Source organism: Ruegeria sp. AD2(2025) (assembly GCF_056542385.1).
Window position 1 is genome coordinate 79,388 of the sequence record NZ_JBQFZS010000002.1, and the last position, 24,229, is coordinate 103,616.

General features: G+C 60.2%; 35 protein-coding genes and 1 tRNA gene. 5 read left to right on the forward strand and 31 right to left on the reverse strand.

Features of this window, described 5'->3' with window-relative positions; all coding sequences use genetic code 11:
• The first annotated feature begins 71 nt into the window (after positions 1 to 71).
• Entirely contained in the window at positions 72 to 881 is an 810-nt protein-coding gene (locus ACR1XV_RS05410) for a M90 family metallopeptidase (RefSeq protein ID WP_480529372.1), read from the forward strand.
• Here ACR1XV_RS05410 and ACR1XV_RS05415 read toward each other — a convergent pair.
• The 4 genes from ACR1XV_RS05415 to ACR1XV_RS05430 form a co-directional block, all read right to left on the reverse strand.
• Positions 878 to 1,684 carry an ABC transporter permease gene (locus ACR1XV_RS05415; RefSeq protein ID WP_480529373.1) on the reverse strand — a complete coding sequence of 269 codons (807 nt, stop codon included), beginning with the start codon at positions 1,682 to 1,684 and terminating at the stop codon, positions 878 to 880. The two genes, ACR1XV_RS05410 and ACR1XV_RS05415, sit on opposite strands and share 4 nt — an antisense overlap.
• Positions 1,681 to 2,568 (reverse strand): ABC transporter permease, encoded by an 888-nt coding sequence (locus tag ACR1XV_RS05420; protein WP_480529374.1) that lies wholly within the window; start codon positions 2,566 to 2,568, stop codon positions 1,681 to 1,683. Before ACR1XV_RS05420 ends, ACR1XV_RS05415 begins: the two co-directional genes overlap by 4 nt.
• Before the next feature lie 82 nt (positions 2,569 to 2,650).
• Positions 2,651 to 3,400: a transporter substrate-binding domain-containing protein gene (locus tag ACR1XV_RS05425; RefSeq protein ID WP_480529375.1), complete on the reverse strand. Its 750-nt coding sequence runs from the start codon at positions 3,398 to 3,400 to the stop codon at positions 2,651 to 2,653.
• A 37-nt stretch (positions 3,401 to 3,437) separates the two neighbouring features.
• On the reverse strand, positions 3,438 to 4,214 hold the full coding sequence (locus ACR1XV_RS05430; RefSeq protein WP_480529376.1) for an ABC transporter ATP-binding protein: 777 nt from the start codon (positions 4,212 to 4,214) through the stop codon (positions 3,438 to 3,440).
• Between the two features lie 286 nt (positions 4,215 to 4,500).
• Between ACR1XV_RS05430 and ACR1XV_RS05435 the strand changes: the two genes are divergently transcribed.
• Positions 4,501 to 4,935: an HIT family protein gene (locus ACR1XV_RS05435; RefSeq protein WP_480529377.1), complete on the forward strand. Its 435-nt coding sequence runs from the start codon at positions 4,501 to 4,503 to the stop codon at positions 4,933 to 4,935.
• 60 nt (positions 4,936 to 4,995) lie between these two features.
• Here the strand turns inward: ACR1XV_RS05435 and ACR1XV_RS05440 are convergent, their stop codons facing one another.
• From ACR1XV_RS05440 to secG, 6 genes are all read right to left on the reverse strand, one after another.
• Complete coding sequence (locus tag ACR1XV_RS05440) at positions 4,996 to 5,433, reverse strand: tellurite resistance TerB family protein (RefSeq protein WP_480529378.1); 438 nt, start codon at positions 5,431 to 5,433, stop codon at positions 4,996 to 4,998.
• A 21-nt stretch (positions 5,434 to 5,454) separates the two neighbouring features.
• Entirely contained in the window at positions 5,455 to 5,904 is a 450-nt protein-coding gene (locus ACR1XV_RS05445) for a tellurite resistance TerB family protein (protein ID WP_480529379.1), read from the reverse strand.
• On the reverse strand, positions 5,898 to 6,080 hold the full coding sequence (locus tag ACR1XV_RS05450) for a hypothetical protein (RefSeq protein ID WP_480529380.1): 183 nt from the start codon (positions 6,078 to 6,080) through the stop codon (positions 5,898 to 5,900). Before ACR1XV_RS05450 ends, ACR1XV_RS05445 begins: the two co-directional genes overlap by 7 nt.
• Positions 6,081 to 6,151: 71 nt before the next feature.
• The gene (locus ACR1XV_RS05455) at positions 6,152 to 6,928 is read right to left on the reverse strand and encodes an isocitrate lyase/PEP mutase family protein (RefSeq protein WP_480529381.1); all 777 of its coding nucleotides are present in this window, start codon (positions 6,926 to 6,928) and stop codon (positions 6,152 to 6,154) included.
• Between the two features lie 91 nt (positions 6,929 to 7,019).
• A complete protein-coding gene (locus tag ACR1XV_RS05460; protein WP_480529382.1) occupies positions 7,020 to 8,663 on the reverse strand; it encodes a CTP synthase in 1,644 nt (547 codons plus the stop codon).
• A 160-nt stretch (positions 8,664 to 8,823) separates the two neighbouring features.
• Entirely contained in the window at positions 8,824 to 9,189 is a 366-nt protein-coding gene (gene secG, locus ACR1XV_RS05465) for a preprotein translocase subunit SecG (protein WP_480529825.1), read from the reverse strand.
• Between the two features lie 151 nt (positions 9,190 to 9,340).
• Between secG and nthA the strand changes: the two genes are divergently transcribed.
• From nthA to ACR1XV_RS05480, 3 genes are read left to right on the forward strand one after another with little or no spacing between them, the layout of a single operon-like run.
• Positions 9,341 to 9,955 carry a nitrile hydratase subunit alpha gene (nthA, locus tag ACR1XV_RS05470; protein ID WP_480529383.1) on the forward strand — a complete coding sequence of 205 codons (615 nt, stop codon included), beginning with the start codon at positions 9,341 to 9,343 and terminating at the stop codon, positions 9,953 to 9,955.
• Positions 9,952 to 10,629: a nitrile hydratase subunit beta gene (gene nthB, locus ACR1XV_RS05475; protein ID WP_480529384.1), complete on the forward strand. Its 678-nt coding sequence runs from the start codon at positions 9,952 to 9,954 to the stop codon at positions 10,627 to 10,629. The genes nthA and nthB overlap by 4 nt, the downstream gene beginning before the upstream one ends.
• Positions 10,626 to 10,961, forward strand: coding sequence for a nitrile hydratase accessory protein (locus tag ACR1XV_RS05480; protein WP_480529385.1), 336 nt, complete (start codon positions 10,626 to 10,628; stop codon positions 10,959 to 10,961). The genes nthB and ACR1XV_RS05480 overlap by 4 nt, the downstream gene beginning before the upstream one ends.
• A gap of 177 nt (positions 10,962 to 11,138) precedes the next feature.
• Here ACR1XV_RS05480 and ACR1XV_RS05485 read toward each other — a convergent pair whose 3' ends face one another.
• From ACR1XV_RS05485 to ACR1XV_RS05585, 21 genes are all read right to left on the reverse strand, one after another.
• Positions 11,139 to 12,239, reverse strand: coding sequence for a phage late control D family protein (locus ACR1XV_RS05485; protein WP_480529386.1), 1,101 nt, complete (start codon positions 12,237 to 12,239; stop codon positions 11,139 to 11,141).
• Positions 12,232 to 12,441 (reverse strand): tail protein X, encoded by a 210-nt coding sequence (locus ACR1XV_RS05490; protein WP_480529387.1) that lies wholly within the window; start codon positions 12,439 to 12,441, stop codon positions 12,232 to 12,234. The genes ACR1XV_RS05485 and ACR1XV_RS05490 overlap by 8 nt, the downstream gene beginning before the upstream one ends.
• Positions 12,442 to 12,454: 13 nt before the next feature.
• Positions 12,455 to 12,934, reverse strand: a complete 480-nt coding sequence (locus tag ACR1XV_RS05495) for a hypothetical protein (protein ID WP_480529388.1) — start codon at positions 12,932 to 12,934, stop codon at positions 12,455 to 12,457.
• 29 nt (positions 12,935 to 12,963) lie between these two features.
• The gene (locus ACR1XV_RS05500; protein WP_480529389.1) at positions 12,964 to 13,863 is read right to left on the reverse strand and encodes a DNA cytosine methyltransferase; all 900 of its coding nucleotides are present in this window, start codon (positions 13,861 to 13,863) and stop codon (positions 12,964 to 12,966) included.
• Positions 13,835 to 14,032, reverse strand: coding sequence for a Com family DNA-binding transcriptional regulator (locus tag ACR1XV_RS05505; RefSeq protein ID WP_480529827.1), 198 nt, complete (start codon positions 14,030 to 14,032; stop codon positions 13,835 to 13,837). Before ACR1XV_RS05505 ends, ACR1XV_RS05500 begins: the two co-directional genes overlap by 29 nt.
• A gap of 144 nt (positions 14,033 to 14,176) precedes the next feature.
• The gene (locus ACR1XV_RS05510; protein WP_480529390.1) at positions 14,177 to 14,557 is read right to left on the reverse strand and encodes a DNA translocase FtsK; all 381 of its coding nucleotides are present in this window, start codon (positions 14,555 to 14,557) and stop codon (positions 14,177 to 14,179) included.
• An 18-nt stretch (positions 14,558 to 14,575) separates the two neighbouring features.
• Positions 14,576 to 14,773 (reverse strand): hypothetical protein, encoded by a 198-nt coding sequence (locus ACR1XV_RS05515; RefSeq protein WP_480529391.1) that lies wholly within the window; start codon positions 14,771 to 14,773, stop codon positions 14,576 to 14,578.
• Positions 14,763 to 14,999 (reverse strand): hypothetical protein, encoded by a 237-nt coding sequence (locus tag ACR1XV_RS05520; RefSeq protein ID WP_480529392.1) that lies wholly within the window; start codon positions 14,997 to 14,999, stop codon positions 14,763 to 14,765. Before ACR1XV_RS05520 ends, ACR1XV_RS05515 begins: the two co-directional genes overlap by 11 nt.
• 1 nt (position 15,000) lies before the next feature.
• Positions 15,001 to 15,414 carry a phage tail protein gene (locus tag ACR1XV_RS05525; RefSeq protein ID WP_480529393.1) on the reverse strand — a complete coding sequence of 138 codons (414 nt, stop codon included), beginning with the start codon at positions 15,412 to 15,414 and terminating at the stop codon, positions 15,001 to 15,003.
• Between the two features lie 5 nt (positions 15,415 to 15,419).
• Complete coding sequence (locus ACR1XV_RS05530; RefSeq protein ID WP_480529394.1) at positions 15,420 to 17,606, reverse strand: phage tail tape measure protein; 2,187 nt, start codon at positions 17,604 to 17,606, stop codon at positions 15,420 to 15,422.
• Positions 17,607 to 17,678: 72 nt separating this feature from the next.
• Positions 17,679 to 18,128, reverse strand: coding sequence for a phage tail assembly protein (locus tag ACR1XV_RS05535; protein WP_480529395.1), 450 nt, complete (start codon positions 18,126 to 18,128; stop codon positions 17,679 to 17,681).
• 46 nt (positions 18,129 to 18,174) lie between these two features.
• Positions 18,175 to 18,255, reverse strand: a tRNA-Met gene (locus ACR1XV_RS05540).
• A gap of 6 nt (positions 18,256 to 18,261) precedes the next feature.
• Positions 18,262 to 18,762 carry a phage major tail tube protein gene (locus ACR1XV_RS05545; protein WP_480529396.1) on the reverse strand — a complete coding sequence of 167 codons (501 nt, stop codon included), beginning with the start codon at positions 18,760 to 18,762 and terminating at the stop codon, positions 18,262 to 18,264.
• A 36-nt stretch (positions 18,763 to 18,798) separates the two neighbouring features.
• Positions 18,799 to 19,995 carry a phage tail sheath C-terminal domain-containing protein gene (locus tag ACR1XV_RS05550; RefSeq protein ID WP_480529397.1) on the reverse strand — a complete coding sequence of 399 codons (1,197 nt, stop codon included), beginning with the start codon at positions 19,993 to 19,995 and terminating at the stop codon, positions 18,799 to 18,801.
• A 178-nt stretch (positions 19,996 to 20,173) separates the two neighbouring features.
• On the reverse strand, positions 20,174 to 20,584 hold the full coding sequence (locus tag ACR1XV_RS05555) for a hypothetical protein (protein ID WP_480529398.1): 411 nt from the start codon (positions 20,582 to 20,584) through the stop codon (positions 20,174 to 20,176).
• Positions 20,584 to 21,309, reverse strand: coding sequence for a hypothetical protein (locus tag ACR1XV_RS05560; RefSeq protein ID WP_480529399.1), 726 nt, complete (start codon positions 21,307 to 21,309; stop codon positions 20,584 to 20,586). Before ACR1XV_RS05560 ends, ACR1XV_RS05555 begins: the two co-directional genes overlap by 1 nt.
• 11 nt (positions 21,310 to 21,320) lie before the next feature.
• Positions 21,321 to 22,196: a phage tail protein gene (locus ACR1XV_RS05565; RefSeq protein WP_480529400.1), complete on the reverse strand. Its 876-nt coding sequence runs from the start codon at positions 22,194 to 22,196 to the stop codon at positions 21,321 to 21,323.
• A complete protein-coding gene (locus ACR1XV_RS05570; RefSeq protein WP_480529401.1) occupies positions 22,189 to 22,785 on the reverse strand; it encodes a phage tail protein I in 597 nt (198 codons plus the stop codon). The genes ACR1XV_RS05565 and ACR1XV_RS05570 overlap by 8 nt, the downstream gene beginning before the upstream one ends.
• Positions 22,778 to 23,686: a baseplate assembly protein gene (locus ACR1XV_RS05575; protein WP_480529402.1), complete on the reverse strand. Its 909-nt coding sequence runs from the start codon at positions 23,684 to 23,686 to the stop codon at positions 22,778 to 22,780. The genes ACR1XV_RS05570 and ACR1XV_RS05575 overlap by 8 nt, the downstream gene beginning before the upstream one ends.
• A complete protein-coding gene (locus ACR1XV_RS05580; protein WP_480529403.1) occupies positions 23,683 to 24,018 on the reverse strand; it encodes a GPW/gp25 family protein in 336 nt (111 codons plus the stop codon). The genes ACR1XV_RS05575 and ACR1XV_RS05580 overlap by 4 nt, the downstream gene beginning before the upstream one ends.
• Before the next feature lie 6 nt (positions 24,019 to 24,024).
• Positions 24,025 to 24,228 (reverse strand): hypothetical protein, encoded by a 204-nt coding sequence (locus ACR1XV_RS05585; protein WP_480529404.1) that lies wholly within the window; start codon positions 24,226 to 24,228, stop codon positions 24,025 to 24,027.
• Between the last annotated feature and the right edge of the window lies 1 nt (position 24,229).

Sequence of the window (24,229 nt, forward strand, 5' to 3'; positions counted from 1 at the left end):
TTTGTCCGGTTTGTACCACCCCGATCCGGGGCCGATTGTGTCCGCCCGCGCGATCCGTGTAGGGTCTGACCATGTTGATCTTTCTCACCATTGTCTTACTCGTCGCGGGCGCTCTGGCCTATCACCTCTGGTCGGGGCGGCAGGCCCGCGCCGCGCTGCTGGCGACACCGCTGAGTGACCATCAGCGCGCCGTCATCGACCGTCAGGTGCCGATCATCCGGCGGCTGCCGCCGGACCTGCGCGCCCGGCTGGACGGCAAGGTGAACCTGTTTCTGGATCAGGTGAGCTTTTACGGCTGCGACGGGTTGGAGGTGAGCGAAGAGATGGAGCTGTCGATTGCCGCGCAGGCCTGTCTGTTGGTGATCAACAGCGACCTTTGGTACGACAATCTGACCACGGTTCTGATCTATCCCAACGCGTTCAAATCGAAGCAGCAGCGGCACTCGGGCTTTGTCGTCACGGAAAAAGAGATCGTGCGCACCGGCGAAAGCTGGGACCGGGGGCCGGTCATCCTGTCATGGGCGCACAGCCAGCGGGGCGCGCTGGATGATCGGGACGGGCAGAATGTGGTGCTGCACGAGTTTGCGCATCAGATCGACGATCTGTCAGGCGGCACAAATGGCGTGCCGATCCTGAGCGAAGGCCAGAGCTTTGCCGAGTGGGAGCGCGCCTTTCTGACCGCCTATGACGCCCATGTGCAGGCGGTCGAGCGGGGGCAGCCGACGGTGATCGACCCCTATGGCGCGACCGGGCATGAAGAGTTCTTTGCGGTCTCGGTCGAGGTGTTCTTTGAGCGACCCCGCGCGCTGCAACGCGAGGTGCCCGAGGTTTACGAGCAACTGTCGAAGCTGTTCCGACTGAACCCCGTGACCTGGGTTTAGCGCGCCAGATTCAGACGGAAACGCAGCCTTGACCTGCGCGCGGCGGGCAGGTGGCGGTTGAGGCGTTTGTTGATCCGGCCAAAACACCACACGATCGCCAGCGTCAGCAGGATGAAATAGAAGGCCAGAATCGGGTAGGGGACGAAGGGGTTGAACGTCTTGTCGGCGAAATAGCTGGCGTAATACAGCGCATCGCCGCGCTGCTGCCATGCCGGGAAGGCCGAGAAAAAGACCAGCGTGGTGGCCTGGAACAGAAAGATCGCCTCGTTCGTGTAGGCGGGCCAGGCCAACCGCAGCATGGTGGGCCAGACGATGCGGCGAAACCGCGCCCAGCCGGTCATGCCATAGGCATCCGCCGCCTCGATATCGCCCTTGGGGATCGAGCGCAGGGCGCCATAGAAGATCTCGCCCGAATAGGCGGCGGTGTTGAGGAACAGCACGATCAGCGCGCCCAGCCAGGCCGAGGTCAGCGCGTCGAACATCGGATAGGTCTTCTTCAGCGACAGGAACAGGAAGTAGGCAAAGAAGAACTGGATGAACAGGGGCGAGCCGCGGAACAGGAAGATGAACCATTCGGACGGTTTGCGCAGCCATTTGTTGGGTGAGGCTTTGCCGACCGCCAGCGCCGTGGCCATGAAGAACCCTGTCACCAGCGCCATGAGGCCGAAATAGACGTTCCAGATCATGCCCGAGCCGATCAGGGTGAAATGCTCGCACAAGGTGAAATCGGTCTTGGGCAACAGACGCTCGCCATAGCCGATGGACCGCAGGCCGTAATCCTGAATGGTCTGGAGGCAGCTCATGCGGTGGTCTCCTTGCGCAGCAGCTCTCCGCCGGATGTGGCCTGACCGTGGGACAGGCGGCGCATCAGTTTTTCAAGCCCAAGCTCGGACACGCGGGTCATGCCGAGGTAAAAGATCAGCAGAGCGAGGAAATACCACATGCGCCAGTCGCCATGAGGGTATTGCGTAAATTTCGAGGTTTTTGTGCCGCCCAGTTCGCGGGCCCAATAGACGATGTCTTCGATGCCCAGCAGGAACAGCAGCGGCGTGGCCTTGATCAGGACCATCCACAGGTTGCTGAGGCCGGGCAGGGCATAGACCCACATCTGCGGCACAAGGATGCGCCAGAAGGTCTGGCGGCGGGTCATGCCATAGGCCTCGGCGGTTTCCAGCTGCGCGTGGGGCACGGCGCGCATGCCGCCGAACAGGACGTTGGCGGCGAAGGCGCCGAAGACGATGGAAAAGGTGATCACGGCCAGCGCGAAGCCATAGGTTTCATGCACCCATTCGGGGGCCGTGCCCAAGGGCAGCTTGGCGGCCTGACAGACGATGAAATCGTTGCCCTGCCGGATCGGGTCGGTCCATTCCGGGCACAGGACCTTGTGGCGCAGCCATTCGAACCCCTGATCCAGAGCGATCACGAAGAACAGGAAAAACGCGATGTCGGGAACGCCGCGCACGATGGCGATATAGGCCTTGCCCAACCAGCTGAGCGGAGGGAAATGCGACCGCGCCGCCATCGCCCCTGCAAAGCCGAAGCTCAGCGCGACCGGGGCCGTGACGGCCAGCAAGCCCAACACTTTGAGGAAAGACAGGTAGAACGACCAGTGGACGCCATTGGTCAGATAGCACGAGAACCAGCGGAACGTGCCCAGCGTGTCGGGATCAGCGCAATACGAGAACATTAGGCGTCTTTCGAACGTCTGGCCCGGTCTCAGGTCCGGGCATGTCCGGCGCGCTGACGCGCCGGACCGTTGGTCGGAGGGCTTAGTTGGTTACAACCGAGCCGTCAGCGTTGTAGGTCGCGATGCCTTCGCCGAACCATTTGACCAGCATCTCGTTCAGCGAGCCGTCTGCTTTCATCGAGGTGATCGCTTCGTCGAACTTGCCGCGCAGCTCACCGTCGCTTTCGCGCAGGCCCATGCCGATGCCGCCGCCCAGCGGAACCAGATCGCCGACAAAGACCAGCTCGCCGCCGGATTCCTCGACGATCGGGACCAGGAAGTCATAGTCGGCCAGAACGGCATCCGCCTCGCCGTTGCGCACGGCGGCGATGGTTTCCTCGGGGGTTGCGAACTCGACCAGAGTTGCGCCCGATTCAGCGACGTGACCGGCCTGGATGGTGGCGGTCTGCGCGGCAACAATGCCGCCCTTCACGTCCGCGCCTTCAGCGGCGGCAACATAGGCCGATGCGGTCGGCGGATAGTAGTTCTGGGTGAAGTCGATGACCTCATCCCGTTCGTCGGTGATCGACATGCCCGCGATGATGGTGTCGTAGTTGCCCGAGACGAGGTTCGGAATGATCGAATCCCAGTCGTTCTTGACCCATTCGCAGTCCAGATTGGCGCGTTTGCACAGCTCGTCGCCCACTTCACGCTCGAACCCGTCGATCTCGCCGGCGTCGTTGATGAAGTTGTACGGAGGGTAGGCGCCCTCGGTGCCCATGCGCACGGTTTGGGCCATGGCCACACCGGCGGTCAGGGCCAGTGCTGCGGTGGTCAGAATCAGGTTTTTCATGAGTTACTCCCCTTTATATGTTGGTTCTGTCCTGAAGTTATGCCGCCTGAGTGGCGGAAAGAAAGCCCCGAAGCCGTTCGGATTCGGGGGCGGTGAAGATGTCTTCGGGCGTGCCCTCTTCCTCGATCCGGCCCTGATGCAGGAACACCACGTGGCTGGAGATATCGGCCGCCATTTTCATGTCGTGGGTCACGATGATCATGGTCCGGCCTTCGGCGGCCAGATCCTTGATCACGCGGATCACTTCCTGCTCCAGTTCGGGGTCCAGCGCCGAGGTGGGTTCGTCAAACAGCAGCGCCTCGGGCTCCATGCAAAGCCCGCGCGCGATGGCGGCGCGTTGCTGCTGACCGCCCGACAGCTGCGCCGGGTAGACGTCGCATTTGTCGCCGATGCCGACCTTGTCCAGATACTTGCGCGCGCTGTCCTCGACCTCGGCCCGGTCGCGGCCGAGCACGGTCACGGGGGCCTCCATCACGTTTTGCAGGATGGTCATATGGGCCCACAGGTTGAACTGCTGGAACACCATCGACAGGTTGGTGCGGATGCGCAGCACCTGCTTGGGATCGGCGGGGCGGCGGCTGTGATTCTTGCCGGCCCAGCTGACCGGTTCGCCCTTGAACAGAATCTCGCCCTGCTGGCTGTCTTCCAGCAGGTTGCAGCAGCGCAGCAATGTGGATTTTCCGGACCCCGACGAGCCGATCAGCGAGACGACGTCGCCGCGATGGGCTGTGATATCCACCCCCTTGAGCACCTCGAGAGTTCCGAAGCTTTTGTGCAGGTTCTTGATCTCGATGACGGGTGCGGTTTCTGTCACGGGCGGTCCAGATATTGTGAATGCTATTGGTCCGGTACTAGGGCCGAAAAAACGAGCCAATGCAATGCGCAAATGACAAATTCGGGGATTGATTTCGCCAAATTGACCAGTGGCTTTGATCAATATCGTCAGTTTGCTGTTTGGGGTGTGTTGTGAATTGCGCGTGTTGGGGTGATTGGGTGGAGCGCCTGAGGTGAGCAGGGCGGGCGAAACTGCCGTTCCAATTCAATTCCGAAAACTCTACGTTGCTTGGTAGTGTCAAATTTCTTCGGGCGACTTCAAGAATATGAATGACCACTGCCTTTTTTGCCGAATTGCTACCGGAGAAGTCCCCGCGCATGAGGTGTTTCGGAACGACCGCATCTTGGCGTTTATGGACACTGGTCCAATTCGACCGGGTCATCTTCAGATCATTCCGACGGCTCATATCGAGTATTTTGAGAATATCCCGGAAGATATTGCGTGCGAAATCATGTTGCTGGGGCAAAAACTGGCGGTCGCTCAAAAGAAGGTTCTTGGCGTGGAGCGAGTAGCATTTCAATATTCGGGTGGTGATGTCGCCCATGCGCATGCGCATCTGATACCGCTTGTAGAAAAGTACGATGTCACCTCGCGGCGCTACATTGAGCAAGAGGTGATCACCTTCAAGCCAATGCCCAATCCGGGTGCCGCCGAGCTGCGAACCTTTGCCAATCTAATCGCGGGTGCTCTCGGGCCATAAAGCCAATTTGGCCTCAATAGTCGCCCCTCGCACACCAGAGATGTATCAACCCGGTTGAGATCAGGCCTTCGCAGCCCTTTGCCGGGCCAGCGCCGAATCGACGTCGCTGACGCCCAGCAGGCTGACCACAAGGCGCAGCAGCGAATCCTCTTCGCCGGTGCGGTGGCCGTCTGCCAAAGCGACCGACCACATGGCCTGCACCACCGCCAGGCGGTCGTCATAGGCGACGGCCTCTTTGATGGCGCGGGTGAAGCGGACGGTGTCGGGGGCCTCGGCCTCGAGGTCTTCGGCGCGGGCGCGCAGGGCGGCGGCCTCGAACGGCGAGAGGCCATAGCGTTCTGCCGAAATACGGTCGATCCGGGCCATTTCGGCGTCGGCATAGTCGTTGTCGGATCGCGCGATGCGCACCAGAAGGGCGGTCAGGGCCAGACGGGCGTCGTCTTCGACAAGCGGATCGGGCTGGGGCTGCGTGAGCCGGGACAGGAAATCACTGAACATTCTGAACCATATAGTTGTTGGTTAGGTCGCTTCCAACCGGCTTTGCACGCGTTCGCGCGCGGCCTTGCTGTCGTTGAAGCTGAGGCCCATAGCGGCGCGGGCCTCTTCGACGATCTTGATCTCGCCCTCGTCCGAGTTGCCATCGGCCAGAACGACCTCCCACAGGGCATCCAGCGCGGCCAGACGTTCCTGCAGGTCGGTGGTTTCGCGGATCAGCTTGCCGAACGTGTCGGTCTCGGGCGCTGCGGCGTGCAGCTTTTCGCAGGTGGCGCGCAGCTTGGCGGCCTCGATCGCGTTGTGCTGATAGAGGCGGGCGAGGATGCGGTCGATCAGGCTGATCTCTTCCAGCTTGTAATCCCGGTCCGCCTGCGCCACGCGCACCATCAGCGCCCCCAGCGCCAGTTCGGCATCGGGGTCGGGCAGTTTGTCATGTTCCGGCGGGCGGAAGGCCTGAAGGAATTTCTTTAACATACGGTCAGGATATTCCCTAAATCGAGGCGCGCCAAGCGGCGCTGGCCCTCGTGACCCCGATTGATCACAAGATCGCCGGTCGAGACCGGATCGCGCAGCGCCTTGGTGGCGCTGTGGGGCGTGTCGGTCTTGGTGTCGGCCAGATCGGCCGGAGCGACCCAGTATCCTGTGGGCATCGGGTGTCCTCTTGCGGTGTCAGGCGCAAGGTGCGGAGGAACGCCGGGGAATGCAATCCCCTAAAAGTGGATCAGCCGCCCGATTGCAGCGCCGCGCGGGCCTGATCCTGCAGCCAGGCGGTCATCTGCCTGTAGGGCACCGGGCCATAGCTGATGCGCGCCACGCCAAGCCCCGCCAGCGTGGCGGTGTCGGGGGTGCCGGGCAGGGCGATAATGTTGACGGGCAGGTCGGTGGCCTCGCACAGACGGCGGATCATCGCCTCGTCCTTGAGGCCGGGGGCGAAGAAGCCGCTGGCACCGGCCTCGGCATAGGCCTGCGCGCGGGCCATGGCGTCGTCCAGCATCGCCTCGTCATGAGTATCGGGCGCTGCCTTGAGGAAGATATCGGTGCGGGCGTTGATGAAGGCCGGAATACCGGCGGCATCGCAGCTTTCGCGCATGGCGGCAACGCGGGCGGATTGGGTTTCGATGTCATAAAGCTGTTTGGTGCCAACGATCTGGTCTTCGAAGTTAAACCCGATCACGCCGGTCTCCAGCGCGCGTGTCACATTGGCCGAGATACCGAACGTATCCTCGGCATAGGCCCCTTCTAGGTCCATCGTGACTGGAAGATCCACCGTGTTCACGATGCGGCGGGCGTTTTCCAGCGCCGCATCAAAGGGAAAGTTCTGCCCGTCGGCAAAGCCCTGCGCCATGGCGACCGGCGCGCTGCCGGTGGCGATGGCTTTGGCCCCCGCGTCGCGCACGGCGGCGGCGCTGCCCGCGTCCCAGATGTTATAGAGGATGACCGGATCGCCCTTCTTGTGCAGGGCGGCAAACTGTTTCGCGTGAGTCATCTGGTCGGTCATGGCCGGTCTCCTGTCGCTGCTATGGCGGCAGTTAACCGTGCAAACCCTCGGCGCGTAAAGATGTTTCGCGCCGAGGCATACAATCGCGTGATCAGACCAGTCGCGAGGTGTCTTTCGCGGCGCGCACGAATTCGCGGAACAGGGGGTGCGGGTCGAAGGGTTTGGATTTCAGCTCCGGGTGGTACTGAACGCCGATGAACCAAGGGTGATCCGACCATTCGACAATCTCGGGCAGGCGGCCATCGGGCGACATGCCCGAGAAATTCAGGCCAGCCTTTTCCAGCTTGTCGCGGTACTTGATATCGACCTCGTACCGGTGACGGTGGCGTTCCTCGATCGCGGTGCGGCCATAGACCTCGGCCACTTTCGATCCATCGGCCAGAACCGCGTCATAGGCGCCCAGACGCATGGTGCCGCCCTTGTCGTCACCGACCTTGCGTTCAACCTTGTGGTTGCCCTGCACCCATTCCTTGAGGTGATAAACCACCGGTTCAAAACGTTTTTTCCCAGCCTCGTGGTCGAATTCTTCCGAACCCGCCTCGGTTATGCCCGCCGCATTCCGGGCAGCTTCGATCACCGCCATCTGCATTCCAAGGCAGATGCCCAGATAGGGCACTTTATGCTCGCGCGCGTATTGGGCAGCCTTGATTTTACCCTCGGTGCCACGCTCACCGAACCCGCCGGGGACGAGGATGGCGTGGAAGCCTTCCAGATAAGGGGCGGCGTCTTCGGTGTCGAACACCTCGGCGTCGACCCATTCGATCTTGACGCGGACGCGGTTGGCCATGCCGCCATGGGTCAGGGCCTCGGCAATCGACTTATAGGCGTCTTCCAGCTGAGTGTATTTGCCGACGATGGCCACCTTGACCTCGCCTTCGGCGTTGTGGATGCGGTCGCTGACGTCTTCCCATTTGGCCAGATCGGGTTTGGGGGCAGGGCTGATCTGGAATGCGTCCAGAACCGCCTGATCCAGACCTTCCTTGTGATAGGCCAGAGGGGCGTCGTAGATGGTGGACAAATCCTGCGCCGCGATCACGCTGTCGGGGCGGACGTTGCAGAACAGGGCGAGCTTCTCACGTTCTTTCTTCGGGATCGGGCCTTCGGAGCGGCAGACCAGAATGTCGGGGGCCAGACCGATGGACCGCAACTCCTTGACCGAGTGCTGGGTCGGTTTGGTTTTCAGCTCGCCTGATGCCTTGATGTAGGGCAACAGGGTCAGGTGCATGAACAGGCACTGGCCGCGCGGCTTGTCTTGGCTGAACTGACGGATGGCTTCGAAAAAGGGCAGGCCTTCGATGTCGCCCACGGTGCCGCCGATCTCACAGAGCATGAAATCGACCTCATCCTCGCCGATGGCGATGAAATCCTTGATCTCGTTGGTGACGTGGGGGATCACCTGAATGGTCTTGCCGAGGTAATCGCCGCGGCGTTCCTTCTCGAGCACATTCGAATAAATCCGACCGGAACTGACCGAGTCGGTCTTACGCGCCGCCACACCGGTGAAGCGTTCGTAGTGACCGAGGTCCAGATCGGTCTCGGCGCCGTCATCGGTCACGAACACTTCGCCATGTTCAAAGGGCGACATGGTGCCGGGATCGACGTTCAGATAGGGGTCCAGCTTGCGCAGCCGCACCGAGTATCCCCGGGCCTGCAACAACGCGCCCAAGGCCGCCGAGGCCAGCCCTTTGCCCAAGGACGAAACCACACCACCAGTGATGAATATAAAACGCGCCATGATTTTTCGGCTGCTCCCGTGAGAGGTCATTATCTGCTGCCCGACGGCTTGAAAAAACCGCAGCATCACGGGACTTCACGTATAAAGGATTCGCGCCCAAAGCGCAAGAGAACCGCAAGATGCTGTTGCAGTTCTCCTCCGTAATTCTAGGTTTTGTGGCTCAGTCCGCTTGCGGGATCAGCGGTGCATTGTCGCCCTGCGCCGGCGGAAGCAGGTCATCCGCCGCCGGAACCGCGGGCGCGCTTTCCTCGGTCGCGGCCGGGGCGGGAACGCCCAGACGGTCGATGACCGAGCTGCCCGAAGATTTCTGGGCCGCCAGGATGGTCAGCGTGATCGAGGTGACGATGAAACACCCGGCCAGAATCCATGTGACCTTGCCCAACGCGGTTGCTGCGGCACGGCCTGTCATAGCGCCGCCACCGCCGCCGCCCATGCCAAGGCCTCCACCTTCGGACCGCTGCATCAGAACGACGGCGATCAGGCCAAGGGCCAGAAGAAGATGGATGATGAGAACGACGTTTTCCATGGGTGTCCCGTACAGCGTGGCGTGTATCGCGTGGTACTTATGCAAGTTTGGTTCCGGGGGCAAGGGACGAGTTGGCATCACGGATGGTGATGTTGCACATCACGGCAAAGGGACTGGACAGGGCGTTGATCTGTAACGCAGGCTGCGTCTCATGCCACATGACGATCACGACCACCCGCACGCCCTTTTGCCTCCTGAACCTGCGCTGCGCGTCAAAGCGCTTGAGACGATTCTGACCCGCAAGGGGCTGATCGATCCGGAAGCACTCGATGAAATCATCGACACCTATCAGAACCGGATCGGCCCCCAGAACGGTGCCCGCGTCGTTGCCAAGGCGTGGAGCGATCCCGCATTCAAGGCGGCCTTGCTTGAGGATGCCACACCGGTTGTGGCCGATCTGGGCTATTTTGGCCGTCAGGGGGAGCACATGGTGGTGGTCGAGAACACGCCGGAACAGCACAACATGGTCGTCTGTACCTTGTGCAGTTGCTATCCGTGGCCGCTGCTGGGTATTCCTCCGGGCTGGTACAAATCCGATGCCTACCGCGCCCGCGCGGTGCGCGAGCCACGAAAGGTGCTGGCTGAATTCGGCGTGACGCTGCCTGAGGAGACCTCGGTTCGTGTCTGGGATTCGACCGCCGAGATGCGCTATCTCGTGCTGCCGATGCGCCCGGAAGGGACCGAGGGGCTAAGCGAGGACGCGTTGGCCGCGCTGGTCAGCCGCGACAGCATGATCGGCACCGGACTGGCGCGGGTGCCCTCATGACCCGTGTGCATGATATGGGCGGACGGTTTGGCGATGGTCCGATCAACCCTGAAGCCGAGGATGCCCCGATCTTTGCCGAGGACTGGCACGCGCGGGCGCTGGCGGTGACTCTGGCCTCGGGCTTTCTGGGGCAATGGAATATCGACGTCTCGCGTCATGCGCGTGAATGCCTGTCGCCCAAGGATTACGCCCGGTTTTCCTATTATGAGAAATGGATGGCCGGACTGGCCGACCTGCTGGTGAAGCAGGGCGTGCTGACACTGGATGATCTGCGTGGAGAAGCTGCGGACACGGGTCACCCGCTGGCCTCGCGCAAGCTTAAGGCCGAGAATGTGGCGACCGCGCTGGCCAGAGGCGGCCCGGCAGATCGTCCGTCGAATGTCGCCGTGCAGTTCGAGGCCGGGCAAGCCGTCCGCACCGTCCGCCCCACCGCAAACCGGCTGGTCGAGGGTGGCCATACCCGCCTGCCGATCTATGCCGCCGGAGCAACGGGCCGCATCTTGCGCCTGCACGGCACCCACGTTCTGCCCGATTCCAACGCGCATGGGCTGGGCGAAGCGCCCGAGCCGCTTTACGCGGTGGTATTCCCCGCGTCCGAGCTTTGGGCCGATCCGGAACACTCCCGCGATGAGGTCGTGCTGGACCTGTGGCAATCCTATCTGGAACCGGCATGAACGAGTGTATCACCCATTCCGCGCCCGAGCCTGTCTTCGCCGAACCCTGGCACGCGCAGGTCTTTGCCGTCACCGTAGCGCTGAGCGAAGCGGGCCGCTTTGACTGGCCCGACTGGGCCGCGCGCTTTTCGCAGACGCTGAAACGCAATGGTTTGAACAAAGAGCTGGATGGCGGTGACGACTACTTTCACGCCTGGCTTGAAACGCTCGAGTCGCTTCTGACCGAGCAGGGCGATGCTGCCCCCGACGACATCGCGGCTCTGCGCAATGCTTGGGAAGAGGCGTATCTGACCACGCCCCACGGCGAACCTGTGCGCTTGTCGCAAGGTTAGAGGGGGCTCTGCCCCCGCCGCCCGTTGGGCGACTCCCCCGGGATATTTTTGGCCAGATGAAGCAGGGGATCCGCTCTTCATCTGGCTATAAATATCCCCGCCGGATGTAGCGGAAAATTTGCTCCGGCAAATTGGATCACTTGGTTTGTCAGGAAAAATTTTCCTGTAGCGTCGCGGTTATCGATCGAGGATCGAGACGTATTCACCTGATTGCCTGCGGCTGCTCTTTTTCTTGTTGGCATCATCCTTATCATCTTTTTCGTCCATGCCAAACTCTGCTTCAATCGTTGTCGTCGCGCCCCCGCCATCAGCGTAGTCCCAGACGTGCCGAACGGCAGAGGCGATCCATTCGCCATCCGCATCAGGAGCCACGCCCAGAACGCTGATAGGAGCCTCTGCACGGGCTTTTGGATCGCCTACCAGAGTTAGGGACAATTCACCTTCTCCGGCGCGCAGTTCTTTGACTTTGGCATCCGCAGCCTTTGCGGCTTCGGGGTCACTCTGAAAGGTCTCTCGAAGGGTTATCGAAGGCCCTTCGCGACCCGTTTCAAGAACCACCTTTCGCGTTTTGCCTGCGCCGCGATCCTGCCAGCGGGCGATCACCTTACCAAACCGAGACCGAGGCTTGATGCGGACCCAATAAGCGCCCTCTCCGACCAGGCGCATTGGGGTCACGATGATGGCGGGCAGATCGCGTCCAGATGCGGTTTTCCCCGACCGCCGATCGGTCACAAGCAGGTGGCCATCCTTCGGGGCAACCACAGCGCCAATCCTGCGGCCCAGACGGGTCAGAAAATTCTGATCGCTTTCCTCGGTTTGCGCAGCATACGGGATGCTATGCCGGGCCAAGGCCTCAGCTATCGCTGGTTTGAGCCCGTGAGCCTGTGCAATCGACCTGACGATATCGCCAAAGGTCACAGCCTCCCATGCGCGGGTTTTGGGCTCTTTCAGCGTCTTCGCATGATCGGCGGCTTTGGCGATCAGTGTGAAGGTTCGTTCATATCCATCCCGTTCGCTCTCTTCGAAGATATAGGTGCCAACATAGATCGGTGGCCCCCATTCCCTGAAACCAAGGCTCAGTTCGTATTGCGCGCCTTCCCTCGGCCGAGCGATCTGGGGCGGTGCATCGTCCAGGACAAGCCGGAGCTCATCGCTTTCAAATCCCGCTTCGTCCGAGACCTCGATGCGCATCACGCGTTCTGAGGGAAAGGGTTTTCCGTCTACCTTCAGAAGGAATGTCGGGGTCTGGGCTTGAAGCGGGATTGCCGGATCAATCATAGAGCTTCACCGTCTGGATAGGCGCGCTGTCATCAATGTCGGGCAACGTGATCAGCAGACCCTCGGGAAGGATCAGAGGCTTGTCTGCCAAACCTCTGTTCGCTTCGAGAATGATCTCTGTGGTGCCGTCATGACGCCCATAATGCTTGTGCGCGATGGCGTCGATCGTATCCCCTTCGATGGTGCGATAGGTCTCGGGCATGTTTCATATCGGGCTAACCCGACCTCCTCTTACATGGTTGGTCTGATCGGTCTTCGGCCCATAGAGCAAACGGATCATAGGAAGTGCCAATAGGCCGCATTTCCAGATCAGCCACATTTTCTAGCTCAACGATGACCTTGAGGTCAGATGCGGATTGCGCCAACTCCATCGTATGGTCAGGCAACCCTACGAATTCTCTCAGAGTGACGGTCTCGCCAGAAAGCAAACCACCACCCAAGGTATGCGAGAACTGGGTATAGCTTGCCGCCAGAGCTTTGGGTCGATCAACCGACCAAAGTTCGTAGCGAACGATCGCACCACCAAGATCAGCGCTCATGTCGTTTGTGATGGTAAGGTCAAATCCAATCGCATCTACTTCGACGCCGGCACTCGCCGCTGTCACTTCGACGTTCGATCTTATGCAATCATCTACTTGATCAGCCACGCAAGGCGAGGCTGAACAAGCAACAAGACCAAGGGCAATAACACGCATTCTAATTCTCCGTTTGCGGTAGTTCGGAGTTACCTTCCGAGTTCAGCTCGCAAAGCGCAATACGCATGTGCCGCAGCCAAAGGGACCACTCCATTACCCGCCGCAGCGGATCGGTCCATCCCGAAGGCCACCCCATCATCCAATCCGTGAAGGCAGGGTTTAAGGTGAGGGGATCGCTTGAGTGTTTCTCCCCATTCAGCAAGATCACCCGGAAGCGGTGGGAAGAGTGGAAGCGCTGCGGCGTCCACCCGGCCGCCGTCATCAGTTCCCACATCAGCGTCCAGGCCGAAGCCGCATTCTTGATGCCAACCTGCGATCCGGTTTGGTTCTGATCCGTCTTGAACTGAATACCCATAGGGCCGCCCACGATGCAGGCCCGGTTTCCCGATCCCTTGAAGGTCGGCGTGGGCCAGAATGAACAGCCTTTCGCGGGTGTGCGACCCGCCAACTTCCGCCGCTGATACGACGCGCGCTGCAACCCTGTAGCCCATTCCTTGAAGATCTCGGGTGACGTCTTGGAAGCCGAGGGTGAGATGTCCGGGGACGTTCTCGAAGAACAGCCATTCCGGTTCGATTTCACCAGCGATGCGCCGGACTTCCGGCCATAGGTGGCGGGGGTCGTTCTCGCCCTTTCGCAAGCCTGAGAAGGTGAAGGGCTGGCATGGATAACCGGCAGTGATGATATGAACTCTGCCGCGCCACGGTCTGCCGTCGAAGGATCGCAGATCGTCCCAGACAACAGCCGGTGCCAAGGTCTCGTCCGCCATCCGTGCCACGATATCGGACGCGGCGAAACTGTTTCGCTCGACAAAACACACAGTTCGATATCCGGGTTCTGCGATGTGCAATCCGAGGTCGAGACCTCCGACGCCGGCGCAAAGGCTGATGCCGCGAAAGTCTTCATGTCTTTGGGGGGGATGAACAGCCACATGGGGCCTCCTTTCCATCGCGCTCTGGGCGCTCTGGTTCGGGGCTCTGTGATGGCCTCAGAATATTGATGGACCGACAGCGCGGGCATTTGATTGACAACACACCGCGCAGTGCCATCGGTTCCATCTTGAAAAGCAGTTTCACGCATTGCGTGCATCGGATTTCCACTTGCCTCAATAGGGCGACTCACCTCATTAAGCCGCTACCCTGATCAGGGTTGGGGGCGGCCATGAAACTCATCTGGTCGGCGGGGTCGGTTGTCAGAATTTCGGCCCCGTGTTGAGGGGCGTTTGCGCGCCCCTTAGCCCCCCGTCAGTCAGCTTTGGCCCGGACCATGCAATCCTTGGCTTCCAGCAGCTTGCGCAGCCCTGCGGACTTTTCAGGCCCGTCTGGCAGGTCCTCGTTCATGTCCCGCGCCAGTTCGGCAAACGGGCGACTGACCTTTTGCAGCTCTACCGGCAGGTTGCGGTAGTCGAAGAACTTCATGATGGGATTGGGCTTGTTGGGCACGGGGATGACCTCTCGTTTTCCTACGTGGTTTTGCTGGGTGACAACGCCTTGGGCTTCCATGGCAGCCATGAGCTTCGCAGCCTCGACGTAGGGAAGCTGAAGGCTGCGGTGTATGAATGAGGTGCTGGCGATGCCGCTGCGCCGGACTTCGGCGATAGCTGCGCGCAACAGGGCGTCGTTCATGTTCTTTCCCTCTCTGCTCTACTCTGTTTCGATCGACCAACCGGCGGCTTCCAATTGCCGCCACATCAGGGCCAGTAGATCGCCATCGACGATTTTGCCGGTAGCTTTTTTGACCGCATCGGCCTTGGCCTCGCCCTCGGTCGGGAAGTACCAGGAATGTTTGAACCCACGGTTTGTTCGTCCGTCCGGTTTGTTGGACACCCATCTAAACGCCATGATCATCACCCTCGGCCGGGTTGCAGATCGGGCACGGCAGGCCGCGCTTATTTTCGGAAATCGATCGTTCGTCGCCGATCCAGCCGGTGTCGTGGCCGCAATGCCCACAGACAAACCGGATACCCTTGGTTCCACCCGGCATGTGACCTGCGTCGGCGACGTGCATCATCTTCCGGCGGGGTTGGCGCGGCCTTTCAAACCCGGGGAATGTGGATTGCCGAGCCATGTCAGAACACCTGAATGCCAAACACGCTGAACCCGCTTGGCGCGCGGGTCAGTGTGATCTGGGTTGTGATCTTCTGGAACGTGCCGTTGGGCAGCACATGGGTCTTTTCGGCGGCGATCTGCTGGATCAGGTAGAACCCGTAGAAATGCCCCGATCGGGATATCAGCGGTACGCGCAAGCCACTGCGCATCCAGAGGCGCATCTGCTCGATCTGGGCCGGGCCACCGGGCGACAGCACCTCTTTGTAGATTGTCGCGTCCAGGACGATATTGCGATCACCGGGCCCCAAGAATTGCTTGGTCGGCATGGTCAGCGCGCGGTTCATCGCCGCGATCCGCGCGTCCTCGGTGTCTTCGAGGCGTTCCAGCGCCTGAGTGTCCAGTGCGATGCGAAAGGGACCAAGGGCAAACAGCATGGGCGTTACTCCGCCAGCGCGGCGTCATCGAGGCCGCGACGGATTGCACGTTCGGTTTCAGCTCCGACCCGCTGGCCAGCCTGTTTGGCCAGTTCCTGATTGCTGATCTGCTGATCGCGGGTGATCGAAATCGGCATGTCCAGACTGACCTTCACATCCAGTTGCGGGTTGTTCTGGATGCTGACACCGGTCTGAGCGCTTGGATTACCCAAACCGGGTCCGGCAAGACCTTGTTCTCTGCCTCTGTTGATGGCTTGGGTGATCGGGGCCAGTTCCGCTTGCAGCAGCAATAGTTCCTCACGCAGGGGCTGCCTCAGAGTAGCGGCCAACGGGCCATCCTTAATCTGTGCAATGCGAGCTTGCAGGGCTGCTATTTCGTTGGAAACTGCCTCACGGTCCGCCAGCAGGTCAGATTGCGAACGGATAGGCCGTGGCCCTTTTGGTTCGCCTCCGCCCCAGAAATCTAAGTCTGGGATAATCGCGCCCCAATCCCATTCAGGCAGTTTGTCCAACCAGTTAAAAGAAAACCAATGGCTCCAATCGATATCGGGGATGTACTTGTCCCATCCGAGAGGTTTGATCAGCAGCTTCCACATAAGTTCGCCTGCCAAGGCCGCCCAACCGATACCTGGAATAAACCTCAGCCCAGCACGGCCAGCCCACATGAGCGGTGTGATCAGCTTACTCCATTTCAGAGTGCCCGCCAGAGCGCCCCAGCGTATCGCTGGGATTATCGAGGTGGTCCAACGCAGCGGCGTCAATGCCCACTTCAACGGACTCCGCATCAGCCGTGCAAGCGTTCGATAGCTGCGCGCCACCAGCGATACGTTTTTACCCGCCTTGTTGAACTTGAAGAACAGCGATGCGGTGCGCAGCAGGCCGCCACCCATAACCGCCAGACCAAAGCTGATCACCCGCGCTCCAACACCGAAGGCCAGCAGTGCGGCAGTGCCTTTGACAAGCGTTTCGGTCAATTCGGGATTGGCGGCGGTCCACTCCGCGACGGTTTCGACACCCATGCGCATCTGGCTCATGATGTCGGTGAAAATGGGCAGCAGCACGCCGGATTTCGTGGTCAGTGAAGCAACCGAATTCTTGAGCTGACGCCACTCTTCGTTAAAGCCCTTCATGACCTTTTCGAAGTCTTTATCAACCACCCCGTCAGCGCCCAGGGCTTCCTGTTTGATGCGCTGGTATTCTTCCATGTTGGGGATCATCGCGCGCAGGAAATCCAGCACCTGTTTGTCGGCGAACAGCTCACCCATCTTGAAGGCATCGCCGCCGGTCATTTCCCGGATGACCAGGAGCATGTGTTCGAGAGGATCAGCGCCGCGTTCCAACGCGATCTTCATTTCCTTTTCGACGTTGACCCCGAAATCACGGAATTTTTTGACGGTATCGGGCGCGGTGATCTTGCCCAGAAAGTTCGTCATGTTGGTTGCGGCCTGATCCTCTGACCCGGCGGCTTTCATGGCGATCTGCAACGCGGCCGAGAGGGATGCAACCGAATCGACGCCTTCCATCTTCAGGGATTTTGCCCCGGCGGTGATCTCGGGGAATTTGCGGGCCATTGCTCCTAGTTCGAACGAACCTTCCTTGCCCGATTTGGCCATAATGTCGAAGGCCTGACGCAGGCGTTCGGGATCAACACCAAGGTTGTCCATGACGGCGAAACCGGAATTGGCCATTTCACCCATGGCCGAGCGGTATGCTTTTGCGGCCTTGCCGGTGGCTTCCATCCCGGCCAGTGCCTCATCCAGCCCCATACCCTTGCCAACGTAGGCTTCCAGCCCCAGCAGGACATCCAGCTTTGATTGCCCGGTGGTCTTGCGTAGGGCATCGAGCTGCGCATCCAGCTTTTTGACGCGTTCCTCGCCGATCTCGGCAAGGTTGGCGAAGTCGATCAGCCGTTCCTGATAATTCCCGGCCTGAATGACCGGCGCGCCCAGTGTCACAGCCATCGCACCGGCACCCAGCAGGCGTTGCCGGTGCTTGGAAATCCGGGTTTCAGATCGGGTCAGTGCGGCTTCCAATTGTGCCTCGCTGAACCCGGTTTTGACCTTACGCCCCAGATCCCGCTGCATGGTCTTGGCGCTCTGGGACAGGCGGCGCATGGAATTGCGCACTTTGTCGGCTGGGCCGGACCATCCGTCCATCAGACGGAGCAACATGGAAAAGCTAAGATCGCTCATGGTCCGGTTCCATTTCTTTGTGGATGCGCTCTATCTCCGCGTGCCAGGACAACAGGTTGTCCCAGTAATCATCTAGGAGCTGGTCTCGGTCCCATTTGAAGGCGTAGGCGATGTTGGCGACGAGCTGTCGCCATGGTGCGACGATCCTGCGACCTCGGCCTCGAACTTGCGGCGCAGGATTTCTTCCATCTGCTCCCCGGCGGCGACCAGCTCCGTCCGCACCTTCTCCGGCAAAAAATCGAGGACTGTTTCCGACACCTCCATGTGATCGTCCTGATCGAGCGCATCCAGAACTTCCTGCGGCTGATCGGTGAAAGAGGCCATCAGGCGTTCGAACTGAAATCCGTTCTCGCCCATGGCGTCCTGCAGTTCGCCCACTTCCCGTGCGGTTTTGCGCATGACCGTGATGGTATCGAGCTTCTCACCATCGACCAGAAGCGGGAAATCCAGAGGCACGGCTTTGAACCGGGGCCGATCATTCGGAGCAAATTCGATCTTGGGGGTGGTGGCTGTTTCGGTCATACCGTTTTTCCTTGCAATAAAGCGCCCTTTGAAAGGCGCTTGAAACTGGTTGCGGGGGCGGTGAACCGTTCGCTGCGCTCACCCTTCAGCTTATGAGGCTGACGAGCTACCGCTGCTCTACCCCGCGCTCAGATCAGAGGCCGAGGCCGTTGCGGATGTCCGACCAGACATCAACACCGTCCACGATCCCGATGAAGTTCATCAGATCGACCTGATGGATGACCTGCCCATCAATCGTGTGCTTGTAGAAAAAGATGGTGCCGATCTTGTATTCGTCCTTCGGCACCGACTGGGCCTGCCAGCCCGCGTTGTTGGCGTTCAAACGACCGGTGATCTGGATCACTTCGTCCTGCTGCGATCCGTCGATCTCGGACTTGCCGACAGAGCGGAAGGTGATCTTGCGTTGCTGGCCGGGAACCAGACCGACATGCTTCATCAGTTCCTTTTCGCGTGCGGTCACCTTGATCATGGCTTCCATTTTCTGAAAGCCCAATGGGATATCGACGCCGCCTATCAGGCCACCGGCCTTGATCTCTTCGACCACATCCTGAAGGTTCGGCGGCGTGATGCCTTCGATCATCAGATGGGTCGAAAAGCCTTCGACAAAAGCGTTAAAATTGCGCTGGATTTGCATTCCGGGTTCTCCTTACAGCCCCGCCGGAAACCGGCCTTAGGCCAGTTTCTCGACTGCGCTGATCGCTTCGCGGGCGAGTTCGGCGTAGTAGTTGGTGTTGCGGTTGAACTGGAAGATCAGGCGTTGCAGCGGTGCCGGCGCTTCGCTGTCGTAAGACACGAACAGGTCACCGTTCAGCCAGGTCTCGCGCGTGTTCAGTGCGGGGTCGATCCAGACATCGTAGCCAAGGGTCCAGCCGCGCGCTTTCATCTGACGCAGGAAACCATTCACGGTTTCGGCGATGTCGGTGATCAGTTGCAGCGAGAACGGCTTGTCGCGCGCCCAGCGGTGCGCACGTGCAACGCTGTCCATGATGATGTCATGGACACGCACAACCGGCAGAAACTTGTTCAGCGGCTCGGTGTAGAGGGTTTCATTGCCCCAGACGCGGAACCCACCGTCGCGAATGATTGTGCCAATCTTCTGGCGCGTCAGGAAATCGGCCTCAGTGTTGGCGTCGCCATCAGCATAGTCGATCCCGCGCGCAGTTCCGGTGATACCTATGATCTCATGGTTGGACGGGGAATGATGCACCCCGAAATCGCGATCAACTCGCAGAATAACACCTGCGATGGTCGCGCTTGCAGGCTTCACCACGTTGGCACCGTTACGATACACCTTTACTGCCGGATCAGTCATATAAATGCGATGCGACCCCCAATCCTGAGCATAGGTCACGGCGTCTTCTTTGGTGGTGTTCGGGCCATCGGCCAAGACAACCCCACGCCGTTTTGTCGCCAGCGCCAGCATCGCTGAAACCGCCGGATTGCGTGCGTTACCAGGACGTTGTGACGTGAACCCGGGCGCAAGGTACAGGCGAGGCGTCAGGCCCAGTTCTGATTGTGCGGCATCCAGTGCATAAATGCCGGACTTGTTGGCAGCCGAACCGACGATGTTGGCCATGGTCGCGTCTGCGTCTACGCCTTCGGCGACGCGGACACCAACAGCAGTCATGCCAACGCCCTCAGCCACGATTTGCCGGATGATGTCAGGACCCGTTCCGGTATCTCCCATATCTTCCAGAAGATCAGCGCCCCCGACCATCGCCAACGGCTGATTAAGCGGGAACTTAGCGTCATCAGCGTCCGGGGCCGTAAAAGCGAAACCCAGAGCCGACGCCTGGGCGAGTTGCACCGGGCGACCACCTTTCAGGTTTTCGATTGTCCCGATGCCTTTGTGAAAGGTAACTGCCATGTAATCACTCCATCTGCCGAGATGATCTCGTTCGTTGGGAGTGGTTCTCGCACGCGCGCGCGCAACCAGCAGTGGTAGCGCCTGCTACCACCTTGAGACTCTGGAGTTTTGGGAAGGTACTGCCCGGATACACCGACCGGGCAGCTTGTCGCAACGATTATCCGCTGATCAGGTCAATTCAGCGATATGTTGCAAGCACCTCATCCAATGAGGCGTAGCAGTCCCGATAGACGAAACTGCCGAACTGCCCGCCGATGCGAACGGCGATGTAGAAGATCAGGCTTAGGAGGATGGCGGGCGGCGCAGCAATCAGCCACAGGATACCAGGCGCGCCAGCGGCGGTATCCTGTGTCACCGCATCGCGCAGCATGGCCCGCAGGAATTTCCAATCGCAGCGGGCGCGGTCCCAGCGATCGCCCCCAACGGCATAGCCGAAATCATGATGCCGCCAGCTTGCGCTGCGAAAGAACCAACTGGCGGTCTTCGTGATCCATCGACGGGCTTTGGTGGGCAGCCAATAGGGGCCGATGCCATTGCCGAAGTTGCCTTGTTGCGCCGGCGTCAAATCCGTGAAGGCCGGGCGACACATCAGTTTGCCGCCTCCTGAATACCTCTCAACTGCTCCATGGCCTGCGCCTGAAGCGTTTGCAGATGCGCGATAGCCTCATCGAGCTTGCTTTCATCCTCAGCCGCCGGGATCAAGGTCTCCGCCAATCCTTCCATGCCTTCGATCAATTGGGTGGCGCGGAAGAACATCGAGTTCTTGGCGATGGTTCGATCCCGCAGAGCGGTGGCGGTGGTGTTCTTGACAGTCGCCTCGATCTGGAAACCCGCCTGTGCCTCGGCGGCGATTGCTGCCAGCGGGCCATTGGCGTCGCCGCCGTCCTCGTGCGCTTTCCAGATCAGCGCATAGGGCACCTTGTTGACCCATGATATCGCGCGCTCGATCGGGGCGTTTTCAGCGACGGTTTTGCGGATGTCGATTGCGATCTGTCGAGCCTCGGCAATCGCCGCCGCCTTGCGTTCGTCAAGCGTCAGCGGGGGCATCACGGTCAGGGCATTGTCGGGCAACGGCCCCAGCCCCTCGACCACATGCTCGGAGCGGTCAGCAAGCCAGTAGGTCTCGCCCCGGTGATCTTCGACCATCACCCAAGCATCATTCTCGCGTTTCGGCCATTTGCCCTCTTCGGGATCGGGCACCGGATCAGTCGTGGCATTGCCCGGAATGACCCAGCGGTCAGGGTTGCGCGGATCGCGCCGGGCGTCCCGTTCGCCGAGAAACACGCCGTCTTTGTCGTAGTCGTAAATCTTCATGATGATCCCCTTTAGTACGCTCGGAACACGGCCATGTAAGCAACGCTGCACGGGCGCGTTTCACCGGCGAAATTGCCCTCGGTTTGGCCGCCATTCGAACCACCTTCGTCGTAGGTGATTGCCGGGCTGTCGAAACCGGGGCTAGTGTTTGCACCGCTACTCCAGCCGCTATCGTTAACGCCGGGCATGGAGGCTCCAGACCCCGTACTCGTGGGCAGCAAGTGGGTATGGTATTCGACCGCATGATCCTGCCACGAGCCGAGCAAGCGCCCGGCATCGACACCCCGCCCATGATCCCAGAAACGCAGGAACTCACCGCGCGTTTCAGGCATGTCAAAGCTGGTCGACCCATCACCGGGACCGAACATATAGACAGTTGCGCCGGTTGGGTCGTACATCGCCGAGGTCTGGATATAGGTCCACAGCAACGGATAATCGGCGCGCAGGTATGTGCCTCGATCACCTTCCAGTGAGCCGTAAGGCGCAGCATCGTCGGTCCAGATTTTGACCTCACCGATGGGTGACGCCTTGCGCAGCTCATCAATGACCCACGCGGAGAAGTCGCCTTTGTCGTCCAGCGCCGCCGCGATTTCGTTCAGGGTATCCAATGCGCCAGGCGCACCGCCGATCAGGGCGTCGATCGCGGCTGTGATATCGGCGGGTTTGGCGTAGAAACCCGGTGCTTTCAGGGTATCAACTTCACCTTTGAGGTAGGCAGTCCGGTCCGCAAGCGCTTGAGCTTGACGGTTCATCGTGCCGCCGCCGGTCGCGTCATTGATGTCGCCACCGGTCGGCAGATATCCGTCCTCAAGCTTGAACACCTGCGGCACCCAGCTAGAGCCATCGTCCGCCAGATAGGTTTTGTTATTTGGATCAAAATCAGGCATCCAGCGCCTCCCAGAAGTAAGTTGCCCCGAGCGCGACATCGCGCCCGAGTTTCCATTGCCCATCGCCAATGGTGAATTGAACGCCGCGCACCGTGATTGAGCGCAGGCGGCACCTGACGGGCACCACAGTTGATGCGATCGTCGCAATCTGCACCGCCGCTCGCAGGGTGATTGGCTGCGTCACCTCGATCCAGTAATCCGCCCAATGCACACCGGTCACACCAAGACGCCAAGTGTCACCCAGTGGCTTCGGCCCGCCGATCGTCATCAGCTCCTTTGCCTCGGTCACGAGGGCATCGCCGTAGCCGATGGTTTTCAAAGCGTGCTTCAGGGCGCGCAGAGTGCCTTTCCAGCGGTGGATTTCGACGGCGTTGCGGATTACATCGCGGCGTATGTGTTCCGGCCACTCGGGGTCCCAGTGGTCCACAGAAAACGCCCATGCCAGATAGGTCAGCACCTCGGCGGGGCATGTGTCCGGGTTCCACATCGTGCCAACCAACATCGGAACATCGAAGTGCTTGGCAATCACTCGCTCAATGGCCCGCTCAAGCGGCGTGGCATTGGCCGGCAGAAGCACAGCGTCAGACATCTTCGCCCCCGACCGTGATCTGAACGTCGGTGCAGAATGCTGCCTGACCCGTGGCGCACACGATGTCTGCGGCGGGCGATGTCAGATTGATGTTCTGCACGCCCGGCTGAAACAGGGCGTGGTAGATGCCGGCAAGGGTCACATCATAGCCGTCTTTGTGCTGACCATCTGCATAGGCTTGCGCAGCGGCTGAGGCTTGCGCCAGAACCTCGGGCTGATTGTAGGCGGGAAGGAATGTCAGCTCAGCGGCGATCGTGTATTCTGTGACCGCCGTCGATACTGCAATCAGATCGGTGCAAAGCGGGATACGCTCCAGGACATAAGGCCTGACCACATTCAGCAACTCGGCACTGGCAGTACCGTTGCCGGTGCGTGACAGAACGGACATCACGGCCTCACCGGGCTGGCCACGTTTGATCCCGATATCCTTCACATTCGGCGACGCGGCAAAGCCATGGGACTTGTATGACCCCGGAGACCCGGCAACAGTAAGGCCTTCACTGGCCAACTGGATGCGATCACGGAATACATCGTCCGCCTCAAGTGTCGGCGGCACCGGCGGGATCGCGTCAGCATCGCCGGGATCGACAACATGGCGGGTCAGCCCCCAGAAGGCGGCGAAGTTATCCAGACTGGACCCGAAGGCATGGGCCAGCGTGTTGTTGCGCGCCTCATCATTCAGCAGGCCAAGTAACCTGACCTTCTCTGCGGCCAGCCGTTGCAGCAGGATAACAAGCGGTTCGGTTTCCAGATTTATGACGTCAGCCACCGCTGGAAAATCGGCCAGCAGATCGGCTTTCATCTGCGCCAGCACATCCTCATACGAGATCTGCTTGACTGTTTCAGGGAACGCCATTTCACGCAGCACGATGCGGGTCAGGTTGGATGACGTGAAACTCATACGGGAACCCCAATGGCTTGAGCCGCGCCGGATGCGCGCTCGATGATGTCGACCATGATTTCCGCGTTGCCATCTTCGTCGGCTTTGACCAGGCGAAAGCCCTTCAGCTCAACGCGTGGCTCGTAAGCGTCGATCGCTTCGGCAATGGCCACAAAGAAATCCAGAATGGTTTCGGGATTGGCGGGACGGTCCTGAAGCTCGGGCCCCACGGAACCGACCGCGCGCCGCTCAAGGCGCGTGCCGATCCGCGTGGTGAACAACACCGCGAGGGATTGCGCGATATGCGCACTTCCCGCGATGCTGCGCCCGGTGTTTCGATCCATCCCTGCCATGCTCGATCAGCCCTTGGTCTTGGACGGTTTCGAGGTGGCCGAAGCCTTGGCGTCATCCGCTTTCTTCCGCAGGATGTGAGGTTCGTAATACCGGGCCTCGTCTTCAGTTTTCCAGACGGTTTCTTCGCCAGCTTCCCTCAGGTGAGGGCCGTCCCAGAAAGTCTTGATGACATCGTATTCGAACGTCTTGGTTTTGGCTTGGCTGGTCATG

What these genes read in the sequence shown, in the direction of transcription:
- ACR1XV_RS05410 (WP_480529372.1), top strand. Translation starts at nt 72, where the DNA reads ATGTTGATCTTTCTCACCATTGTCTTACTCGTCGCGGGCGCTCTGGCC.
- ACR1XV_RS05415 (WP_480529373.1), bottom strand. Translation starts at nt 1,684, where the DNA reads ATGAGCTGCCTCCAGACCATTCAGGATTACGGCCTGCGGTCCATCGGC.
- ACR1XV_RS05420 (WP_480529374.1), bottom strand. Translation starts at nt 2,568, where the DNA reads ATGTTCTCGTATTGCGCTGATCCCGACACGCTGGGCACGTTCCGCTGG.
- ACR1XV_RS05425 (WP_480529375.1), bottom strand. Translation starts at nt 3,400, where the DNA reads ATGAAAAACCTGATTCTGACCACCGCAGCACTGGCCCTGACCGCCGGT.
- ACR1XV_RS05435 (WP_480529377.1), top strand. Translation starts at nt 4,501, where the DNA reads ATGAATGACCACTGCCTTTTTTGCCGAATTGCTACCGGAGAAGTCCCC.
- ACR1XV_RS05440 (WP_480529378.1), bottom strand. Translation starts at nt 5,433, where the DNA reads ATGTTCAGTGATTTCCTGTCCCGGCTCACGCAGCCCCAGCCCGATCCG.
- ACR1XV_RS05445 (WP_480529379.1), bottom strand. Translation starts at nt 5,904, where the DNA reads ATGTTAAAGAAATTCCTTCAGGCCTTCCGCCCGCCGGAACATGACAAA.
- ACR1XV_RS05450 (WP_480529380.1), bottom strand. Translation starts at nt 6,080, where the DNA reads ATGCCCACAGGATACTGGGTCGCTCCGGCCGATCTGGCCGACACCAAG.
- ACR1XV_RS05455 (WP_480529381.1), bottom strand. Translation starts at nt 6,928, where the DNA reads ATGACCGACCAGATGACTCACGCGAAACAGTTTGCCGCCCTGCACAAG.
- ACR1XV_RS05460 (WP_480529382.1), bottom strand. Translation starts at nt 8,663, where the DNA reads ATGGCGCGTTTTATATTCATCACTGGTGGTGTGGTTTCGTCCTTGGGC.
- secG (WP_480529825.1), bottom strand. Translation starts at nt 9,189, where the DNA reads ATGGAAAACGTCGTTCTCATCATCCATCTTCTTCTGGCCCTTGGCCTG.
- nthA (WP_480529383.1), top strand. Translation starts at nt 9,341, where the DNA reads ATGCCACATGACGATCACGACCACCCGCACGCCCTTTTGCCTCCTGAA.
- nthB (WP_480529384.1), top strand. Translation starts at nt 9,952, where the DNA reads ATGACCCGTGTGCATGATATGGGCGGACGGTTTGGCGATGGTCCGATC.
- ACR1XV_RS05480 (WP_480529385.1), top strand. Translation starts at nt 10,626, where the DNA reads ATGAACGAGTGTATCACCCATTCCGCGCCCGAGCCTGTCTTCGCCGAA.
- ACR1XV_RS05485 (WP_480529386.1), bottom strand. Translation starts at nt 12,239, where the DNA reads ATGATTGATCCGGCAATCCCGCTTCAAGCCCAGACCCCGACATTCCTT.
- ACR1XV_RS05490 (WP_480529387.1), bottom strand. Translation starts at nt 12,441, where the DNA reads ATGCCCGAGACCTATCGCACCATCGAAGGGGATACGATCGACGCCATC.
- ACR1XV_RS05495 (WP_480529388.1), bottom strand. Translation starts at nt 12,934, where the DNA reads ATGCGTGTTATTGCCCTTGGTCTTGTTGCTTGTTCAGCCTCGCCTTGC.
- ACR1XV_RS05510 (WP_480529390.1), bottom strand. Translation starts at nt 14,557, where the DNA reads ATGAACGACGCCCTGTTGCGCGCAGCTATCGCCGAAGTCCGGCGCAGC.
- ACR1XV_RS05515 (WP_480529391.1), bottom strand. Translation starts at nt 14,773, where the DNA reads ATGGCGTTTAGATGGGTGTCCAACAAACCGGACGGACGAACAAACCGT.
- ACR1XV_RS05520 (WP_480529392.1), bottom strand. Translation starts at nt 14,999, where the DNA reads ATGGCTCGGCAATCCACATTCCCCGGGTTTGAAAGGCCGCGCCAACCC.
- ACR1XV_RS05525 (WP_480529393.1), bottom strand. Translation starts at nt 15,414, where the DNA reads ATGCTGTTTGCCCTTGGTCCCTTTCGCATCGCACTGGACACTCAGGCG.
- ACR1XV_RS05530 (WP_480529394.1), bottom strand. Translation starts at nt 17,606, where the DNA reads ATGAGCGATCTTAGCTTTTCCATGTTGCTCCGTCTGATGGACGGATGG.
- ACR1XV_RS05535 (WP_480529395.1), bottom strand. Translation starts at nt 18,128, where the DNA reads ATGACCGAAACAGCCACCACCCCCAAGATCGAATTTGCTCCGAATGAT.
- ACR1XV_RS05545 (WP_480529396.1), bottom strand. Translation starts at nt 18,762, where the DNA reads ATGCAAATCCAGCGCAATTTTAACGCTTTTGTCGAAGGCTTTTCGACC.
- ACR1XV_RS05550 (WP_480529397.1), bottom strand. Translation starts at nt 19,995, where the DNA reads ATGGCAGTTACCTTTCACAAAGGCATCGGGACAATCGAAAACCTGAAA.
- ACR1XV_RS05555 (WP_480529398.1), bottom strand. Translation starts at nt 20,584, where the DNA reads ATGTGTCGCCCGGCCTTCACGGATTTGACGCCGGCGCAACAAGGCAAC.
- ACR1XV_RS05560 (WP_480529399.1), bottom strand. Translation starts at nt 21,309, where the DNA reads ATGAAGATTTACGACTACGACAAAGACGGCGTGTTTCTCGGCGAACGG.
- ACR1XV_RS05565 (WP_480529400.1), bottom strand. Translation starts at nt 22,196, where the DNA reads ATGCCTGATTTTGATCCAAATAACAAAACCTATCTGGCGGACGATGGC.
- ACR1XV_RS05570 (WP_480529401.1), bottom strand. Translation starts at nt 22,785, where the DNA reads ATGTCTGACGCTGTGCTTCTGCCGGCCAATGCCACGCCGCTTGAGCGG.
- ACR1XV_RS05575 (WP_480529402.1), bottom strand. Translation starts at nt 23,686, where the DNA reads ATGAGTTTCACGTCATCCAACCTGACCCGCATCGTGCTGCGTGAAATG.
- ACR1XV_RS05580 (WP_480529403.1), bottom strand. Translation starts at nt 24,018, where the DNA reads ATGGCAGGGATGGATCGAAACACCGGGCGCAGCATCGCGGGAAGTGCG.
- ACR1XV_RS05585 (WP_480529404.1), bottom strand. Translation starts at nt 24,228, where the DNA reads ATGACCAGCCAAGCCAAAACCAAGACGTTCGAATACGATGTCATCAAG.